Annotated in this window: 7 protein-coding genes and 1 pseudogene; 3 read left to right on the forward strand and 5 right to left on the reverse strand. The window is 74.0% G+C overall.

What is annotated here, in order from left to right:
• From G3I19_RS32485 to G3I19_RS32495, 3 genes are all read right to left on the reverse strand, one after another.
• The coding region (locus G3I19_RS32485; RefSeq protein WP_343235275.1) for an L-aspartate oxidase at positions 1 to 1,465 on the reverse strand (1,465 nt) is incomplete at its 3' end.
• Entirely contained in the window at positions 1,462 to 2,340 is an 879-nt protein-coding gene (gene panC / locus G3I19_RS32490) for a pantoate--beta-alanine ligase (RefSeq protein ID WP_164267304.1), read from the reverse strand. The genes G3I19_RS32485 and panC, both read right to left, overlap by 4 nt.
• Complete coding sequence (locus G3I19_RS32495) at positions 2,337 to 3,236, reverse strand: DUF2520 domain-containing protein (protein WP_164267305.1); 900 nt, start codon at positions 3,234 to 3,236, stop codon at positions 2,337 to 2,339. Before G3I19_RS32495 ends, panC begins: the two co-directional genes overlap by 4 nt.
• A gap of 383 nt (positions 3,237 to 3,619) precedes the next feature.
• On the opposite strand from G3I19_RS32495, the gene G3I19_RS32500 reads away from it, so the two are divergent.
• Both G3I19_RS32500 and G3I19_RS32505 read left to right on the forward strand, forming a co-directional pair.
• On the forward strand, positions 3,620 to 4,717 hold the full coding sequence (locus G3I19_RS32500) for a beta-eliminating lyase-related protein (protein ID WP_239074986.1): 1,098 nt from the start codon (positions 3,620 to 3,622) through the stop codon (positions 4,715 to 4,717).
• Positions 4,718 to 4,807: 90 nt separating this feature from the next.
• A pseudogene (locus G3I19_RS32505) lies at positions 4,808 to 4,942 on the forward strand (transcriptional regulator); the annotation flags it as partial.
• Positions 4,943 to 5,006: 64 nt separating this feature from the next.
• Here G3I19_RS32505 and G3I19_RS32510 read toward each other — a convergent pair.
• Positions 5,007 to 5,684: a response regulator transcription factor gene (locus tag G3I19_RS32510; protein ID WP_164267307.1), complete on the reverse strand. Its 678-nt coding sequence runs from the start codon at positions 5,682 to 5,684 to the stop codon at positions 5,007 to 5,009.
• Positions 5,685 to 5,806: 122 nt separating this feature from the next.
• Positions 5,807 to 7,009 (reverse strand): sensor histidine kinase, encoded by a 1,203-nt coding sequence (locus tag G3I19_RS32515; protein WP_164267308.1) that lies wholly within the window; start codon positions 7,007 to 7,009, stop codon positions 5,807 to 5,809.
• A gap of 96 nt (positions 7,010 to 7,105) precedes the next feature.
• Here G3I19_RS32515 and G3I19_RS32520 point away from each other — a divergent pair.
• Positions 7,106 to 7,685 (forward strand): SAM-dependent methyltransferase (locus G3I19_RS32520; protein WP_343235276.1); only part of this gene is annotated, 580 nt, incomplete at its 3' end.

Genomic DNA, 7,685 nt, shown 5'->3' on the forward strand with positions numbered 1-7,685 from the left:
GGAACCGGGCCTCGGGCGGGAGGAGCGGGAGGTGCGAGAGGTGCGGGAGGTGCGGGAGCGTGGCCGGCTCCGCCGGGGGGACGGCGGCACCGGTGCGCCCGTCACCGCCCGCGGCCGAGTCGGTGCCCGAGTCCGTGCCGGTGCCCGAGTCCGTGCCCGAGCCCGAGCCCGAGCCCGTGCCCGTGCCCGTGCCCGTGCCCGTGCCCGTGCCCGTGCCCGCAGCGACGATGTCGTCGGCGATGCGCTCGGCGAAGACCAGGCCCTCCAGGAGGGAGTTGGACGCGAGGCGGTTCGCGCCGTGCACGCCGGTGCAGGCGACCTCACCGCAGGCGTAGAGACCGGGGACGGTCGTACGGCCGTGCAGGTCGGTGCGGACGCCGCCCGACGCGTAGTGCGCGGCAGGGGCGACCGGGACCGGCTCGGTCACCGGGTCGATGCCGTGGCTGCGGCAGGCGGCGAGGATCGTCGGAAAGCGCCGCTCCCACATCTCGGCGCCGAAGTGCCGGGCGTCGAGATACATGTGCTCGGTGCCCTGCTCCTGCATCCGGCGGGTGATGGCCTTGGCCACGATGTCGCGGGGGGCCAGCTCGGCCAGCTCGTGCTGCCCGGTCATGAAGCGGACCCCGTCCGCGTCCACGAGGTGGGCGCCCTCTCCCCGTACCGCTTCGGAGACCAGCGGCTGCTGGCCCTCGGCGCCCGCGCCGAGAAAGAGCACCGTGGGGTGGAACTGCACGAATTCCAGGTCGGAGATCTCGGCGCCCGCCCGGAGCGCCAGGGCCACGCCGTCGCCGGTCGAGACGGCGGGGTTGGTGGTCGCCGAGAAGATCTGGCCCATGCCGCCGGTGGCGAGGACCACGGCGGGTGCGCGGACCGCGCCGACACCGTCGTGCTGGCCCTCCCCCATGACGTGCAGGGTGACGCCCGCCGTACGGCCTTCGGCGTCGGTGACCAGGTCGAGGACCAGCGCGTTCTCCACGGTGCGCAGCGCGGCCGTACGGACCGCGCCGACCAGCGCGCGGGAGATCTCGGCGCCCGTGGCGTCGCCGCCCGCGTGGGCGATGCGGCTGCGGTGGTGGCCGCCCTCGCGGGTGAGCGCGATACCGCCGTCCGCGTCGGTGTCGAACCGCGCGCCGGTCGCGATCAGTCTGCGGACGGCGTCGGGGCCCTCGGTGACCAGCGTGCGGACGGCCGCCTCGTCGCAGAGTCCGGCCCCCGCGACCAGCGTGTCGTCGAGGTGCTGCTGAGGGGTGTCGCCCTCGCCGATGGCCGCCGCGATACCGCCCTGCGCCCAGCGGGTCGAGCCGTCGTCCAGGCGGGCCTTGGTCACGACGACGGTGCGCAGACCGGCCGCTGTGCAGCGCAGCGCGGCGGTCAGCCCGGCCACTCCGGATCCGACGATCACGACGTCGGCGTCGATCTCCCAGCCGGGGGCGGGGGCATGCAGGCGTATTCCGGTTCCGGTCACTGTGGTTCCCCGAAGGTCAGCGGGATGTTGTCGATCAGGCGCGTCGTACCGAACCGGGCGGCGACCGCGAGGACTGCTTCGCCCCGGTGGTCCTCGGTGGCCTCGGTGAAGTCGGACGGGTCGATCAGGGACAGGTAGTCCAGGGAGAGCGCCGCCCCGTCGGTGACGGCCCGCGCGGCGGCGCACACGGCCGCGGGGGCGGAAGCGGGGGCCGCGGTGAGCGCGTCCCGGCCCGCGAACAGGGCGCGGGACAGGGCCAGTGCGGCCGTGCGGTCCTCGGTGGAGAGGAAACGGTTGCGGCTGGACATCGCCAGCCCGTCCGGCTCCCGGACCGTCGGTACGCCGGCGATCTCCACCGGGAAGTTGAGGTCGCGCGCCATCCGCCGTACCAGGGCCAGCTGTTGGGCGTCCTTCTGCCCGAACAGCGCGACGCCGGGGCGGGTGAGGTGCAGGAGTTTGGCGACGACGGTGAGCATTCCGTCGAAGTGGCCGGGGCGGGCCGCGCCTTCGAAGCGCTCCCCCATCGGCCCGGCGGCGATCCGGACCTGGGGCTCGCCGCCCGGGTAGACCTCGTCGGCCGACGGCGCGAAGACGGTGTCGGCGCCCGCCAGTTCGGCGACGGCGAGGTCCGCTTCGAGGGTGCGCGGGTAGCGGTCGAGGTCTTCACCCGCGCCGAACTGCAGCGGGTTGACGAAGACCGTCACGACGACCTGCCCGGCGTCGCCCACCCGCTCCCTCGCCGCGCGCACGAGTGCGGCGTGGCCCTCGTGCAGGGCGCCCATGGTCATGACGACGGCGCGGGTCCCGGTGCTGCCGCCGGCGGGCGGCAGGGCGTGCAGTCCGGCGGCCGTGTGCAGCAGCGCGGTCGTGGTCATCGTGTCTCTCCGTCCGCGAGGACACCCAGCAGGTCCTCGGCCAGTTCGGGCTTGAGCAGTCCCTGGGCGAGGGCGCGGTCGGCCGTCGTACGGGCCATCGCGAGGTAGCCGGCGACGGCCTGCGGCGCGTGCTTGCGCAGCTCGGCGACATGCGCCGCGACCGTACCCGCGTCGCCCCGGGCGACCGGGCCTGTCAGGGCGGCGTCGCCGGACCTGAGGGCGTTGTCGAGGGCGGCGCCGAGGAGCGGCCCGAGCATCCGGTCGGGGGCGGCGACCCCCGCGGTGCGCAGCAGCTCCATCGCCTGCGCCACCAGGGTGACCAGGTGATTCGCGCCGAGCGCCAGCGCCGCGTGGTAGAGCGGACGGGACTCTTCCGCGATCCACTCGGGCTCGCCGCCCATCTCGATGACCAGCGCCTCGGCGGCGAGCCGCAGCTCGTCGGGTGCGGTCACACCGAAGGAGCAGCCGGCCAGCCGCTGCACGTCCACCGAGGTGCCGGTGAAGGTCATCGCCGGGTGCAGGGCGAGCGGCAGGGCTCCGGCGCGCAGCGCGGGGTCGAGCACCCCGGTGCCGAACCGGCCCGACGTATGGACCAGGAGCTGTCCCGGCCGGATCGCACCGGTCTCGGCCAGGCCCTCCACCAGCGCGGGCAGCGCGTCGTCGGGCACGGTCAGCAGGACCAGCTCGGCGCGGGCCAGCACCTCGGCCGGGGTGACCAGGGGGACGTCGGGGAGCAGGACGGCGGCCCTGCGTACGGATGCGTCGGAGACGCCGGACGCGGCGACCGGGCGGTGCCCGGCGAGCTGGAGCGCGGCGGCGAGCGCGGGGCCCACCCGGCCCGCCCCGACCACGCCGACGGTGAGCCGCGCGGGGCGGGATTCTGCTGATGCGTTCACGTGGGATCGGCCTTCCGTTCCAGTCCGCGAGGGGTACCGGACGATTTCCCCGTCATGCTACGCCCAGGATTCGGGGTAACTCGTTGGACTGTCCACAGCCCACGGGCGAGGATCGGCGCATGACGAACGAGGCGGACGCCACCGGGGCCGAAGGCACCGGACAGGACGGCAGGACCGGGCACGACACCGGAAACGAGCGGGCCGACGGGGGCCGGCCGCGCACAGGTAGCGGGCAGCCCGAGCCGCCGCAGCAGTCCGCACAGGACGCGCGGAACGCCAAGGAGGACGCACGGGACGCCGAGGGGGACGCGCAGGCCGAGCAGTCCGCGCGGGACGTCGAGCAGGACGTCGAGCAGGACGCGGGCCGGCGCAGGATCGCCGCGATGCGTGGTGCGGAGCGGGTCCTTTCACGGCCGTCGGCGATGGCCACGCTGGCCGAGCGGCTGACCGCGCTGGCCGCGGACGCGGGCGCGGTGTACGACATGGACGAGCCGGTGGACATCTACGGCGGCGGGGTCGTCGCCGAGCTGGAGCGGCGGGTGGCCGGGCTGCTCGGGTTCCCGGCCGCCGCCTTCTTCCCCACCGGCACGATGGCGCAGCAGGTCGCGCTGCGGTGCTGGGCGGGGCGTACCGGCGATCCGGTGGTCGCGCTGCACCCGATGGCCCACCCCGAACTGCATGAACGGGGCGCTTTCGGTGCGGTGAGCGGGCTGCGTACCGTCCATCCGACGTCGGCGCCCCGGCTGCCCACGGTCGCGGAGGTGCGCGACTTCGATGAGCCCTTCGGCACGCTGATGCTCGAACTGCCGCTGCGGGACGCCGGTTTCGTCCTCCCGACCTGGGACGAGCTGGTCGCTGTCGTCGGGGCCGCCAGGGAACGCGATGCGGTGGTGCACATCGACGGCGCGCGGCTCTGGGAGTGCGCCCCGCACTTCGGCCGCGGGCTCGCTGACATCGCGGGACTCGCGGACAGTGTCTACGTCTCCTTCTACAAGTCCCTGGACGGCCTGTCGGGCGCCGTGCTCGCGGGACCGGTGTCGCTGGTCGAGGAGGCCAGGACCTGGCGCCACCGTTACGGGGGCCAGCTCTTCCAGCAGTACCCGGCCGCGCTGTCGGCCCTGCTGGGCCTGGAGCGTGAGCTGCCGCGGCTGGCCTCGTACGTGGAGCACGCGAAGGTCGTGGCCGCGGGGCTCTCGGACGGGTTCAGGGCGGCGGGTGTGCCCTGGTTCCGGGTCAACCCCGAGGTGCCGCACACCCATGAGTTCCAGGTGTGGCTGCCGTACGCGGCCGATGTGCTGTCGGAGGCGGCGGTCGTACAGGCGGAGGAGACCGGGGTGGCGCTGTTCCACCGGTTCCATCCCGCGCCGGGCGGCGTGCCCGGGGTGTCCATGGCCGAGGTGACGGTGGCGGCGCCGGCGCTGTCGTGGAGTGCGGCGGATGTGGCGGGGGCGGTGGAGGAGTTCGTACGCCGGGTGGGGTGACGGCGGGTGAGGGACTGCGGGTGCCGCCGGGCGGGTGAGGGCTGACCGGCGGGTCTGCGCGGGTGGGCGGGGCAGCGGTGGCAGGCCGGGTCCCGGCGTCTGGCGGTCCTCAAGCGGGCCGGCCTGATCACCACGGAGCGGCGCGGGCGGTATGTCCTGCTCCAGCTGGACCTCACCGTGGTGGCCAGGCTGGGCAGCGACTTCCTGGAGGGGGTGCTGCGCTGACGGCGCGGACCGCGACGCGGCCCGGCCCGGGGTGCGCCCCCGGACCTCACCGCACCCCCGGACCTCACCGCGACCCGGACCCTCCGGCCCGTACCAGGCCCGTCTCGTACGCCATCACGACCACCTGCACCCGGTCACGCAGCTCCAGCTTGGTGAGGATGCGGCCCACATGGGTCTTCACGGTGGCCTCGGACAGCACCAGCCGTGCCGCGATCTCCCCGTTCGACAGGCCCTGCGCGACCAGCAGCATCACCTCGCGCTCCCGGTCGGTGAGCCGCCCGATCTCCTTGTGCTGCGGGTCGGCGACCGTGCTCGGCAGCATCGGCGAGAACCGGTCGAGCAGCCGCCGTGTGGTCGACGGTGCGACGACCGCGTCGCCGCTGTGCACGGACCGGATCGCCCCGAGCAGCTCGGCCGGGGGCACGTCCTTGAGCATGAAGCCGCTGGCGCCCGCCTTGAGCCCGGAGAAGGCGTACTCGTCCAGGTCGAACGTGGTCAGGATCAGGACCTTCGGCGCATCCGGCCGCGCACAGATCTGCCGGGTCGCCTCGACGCCGTCCAGCTTGGGCATGCGGACGTCCATCAGGACCACGTCGACCGCCGTCGACCGGAGCACGTCGATCGCCTCCGCGCCGTCGCCCGCCTCCGCGACGACCTCCATGTCCGGCTGGGCGGCAAGCACCATCCGGAAGCCGGTGCGCAGCAGCACCTGGTCGTCGACGAGCATCACGCGGATCGCCATCTCGTAAGAATCCCTTCTCGTGGCAGGAGCAGACAGGCAGGAACGGGCGGTCGGGCACGGACAGTGAGGAGCAGGCAGTCAGGCAGACACACAGGCAGGCGCCGACAGCCGGCGCCGACAGGCTAGTGCGCCGGTTTCAGCGGCAGCAGCGCGCTGATCCGGAAGCCGCCGCCCGGCCGCGGGCCCGCGTCCAGCGTGCCCCCGACCATGCCGACCCGTTCCCGCATCCCGATCAGACCGTGCCCCTGGCCGTCCGCACCACCGTCCTGGTACAGCTCGTGGGCCGCGCCCCGCCCGTCGTCCTCGACCAGCAGGCCGAGCCCGTCGTCGAAGTAGACGAGGCGCACGCTGGCGCCCACGTCGGGCCCGCCGTGTTTGCGGGTGTTGGTGAGCGCCTCCTGCACAATGCGGTACGCGGTGAGCTCCACGCCACTGGGCAGCGGCCGCGGCGTCCCCTCTATACGGAAGTCCACGGTCAGTCCGGCGACCCTGACCTGCTCGACCAGGTCCTCGATCTGCTGCACATCGGGCTGCGGAACGTACTCGCCGCTCTCCTGCGCGTCACCGGTCCGCAGCACCCCCAGCAGCCGGCGCATCTCGGCGAGCGCCTGGCGGCCGGTGGACGAGATGGTCTCCAGCGCCTGCTTGGCCTGGTCGGGCGAGGCGTCCAGGACATAGGCGGCGCCGTCCGCCTGGACCACCATCACCGAGACGTTGTGCGCGACGACATCGTGCAGCTCACGGGCGATCCTGGCGCGCTCACCGGCCACCGCGACCTTCGACTGCGCCTCGCGCTCCCGCTCCAGCCGGGCGGCCCGCTCCTCCAGCTGCGCGAAGTAGGCGCGGCGGGTCCGCACCGAGTCGCCCATCACCCAGGCCAGGACGAACGGCACCGTCGCCACCACCGCGAAGACCGTCTGCTGCACCCAGGTGGGGACCGGCCCCTCGTGCCAGCGCAGCTGCGCGAGCGTCCCCGCGCACAGGCCGCCGATCAGGCCGAACCGGGAGGCCCAGCGCGCCCCGTCGGCGGCGACGGTGTAGATCAGCACCAGCATGGCGAAGTCGGCGGGCGTCGTGCTGATGTCGAAGACCAGCTGCGCCACCCCCAGCACCGTGACCAGCAGCAGCATCTTCTCGGGCGCCCGGCGGCGCAGGGCGACGGCCGTGCAGAGACCCAGGAAGACGGGGACAGCCTTGACGTGGTGCACCCCGTGCCCCGTCTGGGACGCGTCCCACTGCATCGCGGAGAACCCGAGGAGGATGACGGCCCAGAAGCCGTCGACCAGAGTCGGGTGTCTGCGGATGAAGGCGTAGAGACGCTGCACGTAACCCAGCGTAGGGAAGCCGAACAGGTGTAAGGGTCAACCGGAGGACCGATCCGGTCGCCCGGGGAGTACTCCCCAAGGTGGAGACTTGACTCCGTGACTGATGAGTGGCGCGGGTGGCGTGAGGCGACGGAGGCCGCGCTGTACGGGGCGGACGGTTTCTATCTGCGGCCGGAGGGCCCCGCGGGTCATTTCCGCACATCGGTGCACGTCTCCGCGCTGTTCGCGTCGGCGGTCGCCCGGCTGCTGACCGGGCTGGACATCGCGGAACCGGCCCTGGTCGACATGGGCGCCGGCCGCGGCGAGCTGGTGACGGGGGTGCTGGCCGCGCTGCCCGCGGACTTCCCGGTACGGGCGTACGCCGTCGAGCGCGCGCCCCGTCCCGCCGGGCTCGACGAACGCGTCGTCTGGTGCGCCGAGCCGCCGGCCGGGGTGCGCGGGCTCCTCTTCGCGAACGAGTGGCTGGACAACGTGCCGGTCGATGTCGTGGAGACCGACAAGGCCGGGACACCGCGCTATGTGCAGGTCAGGACGGCGGACGGCGCCGAGCGGCTGGGCGGTCCGGTGGCCGGTGCCGACGCCCGGTGGCTGGAGCGCTGGTGGCCGCCGGCCGGTCCTGGCACCCGCGCCGAGATCGGCCGCCCGCGCGACGAGGCCTGGGCGGCGGCGGCCGGAA

The sequence above is a fragment of the Streptomyces sp. SID10853 genome, from assembly GCF_010548145.1.
GTDB lineage: Bacteria > Actinomycetota > Actinomycetes > Streptomycetales > Streptomycetaceae > Streptomyces.

Bases quoted from the DNA above. Each gene is read 5' to 3' on its own strand.
- panC (WP_164267304.1), bottom strand. From the start codon at position 2,340: ATGACCACGACCGCGCTGCTGCACACGGCCGCCGGACTGCACGCCCTG.
- G3I19_RS32500 (WP_239074986.1), top strand. From the start codon at position 3,620: ATGCGTGGTGCGGAGCGGGTCCTTTCACGGCCGTCGGCGATGGCCACG.
- G3I19_RS32510 (WP_164267307.1), bottom strand. From the start codon at position 5,684: ATGGCGATCCGCGTGATGCTCGTCGACGACCAGGTGCTGCTGCGCACC.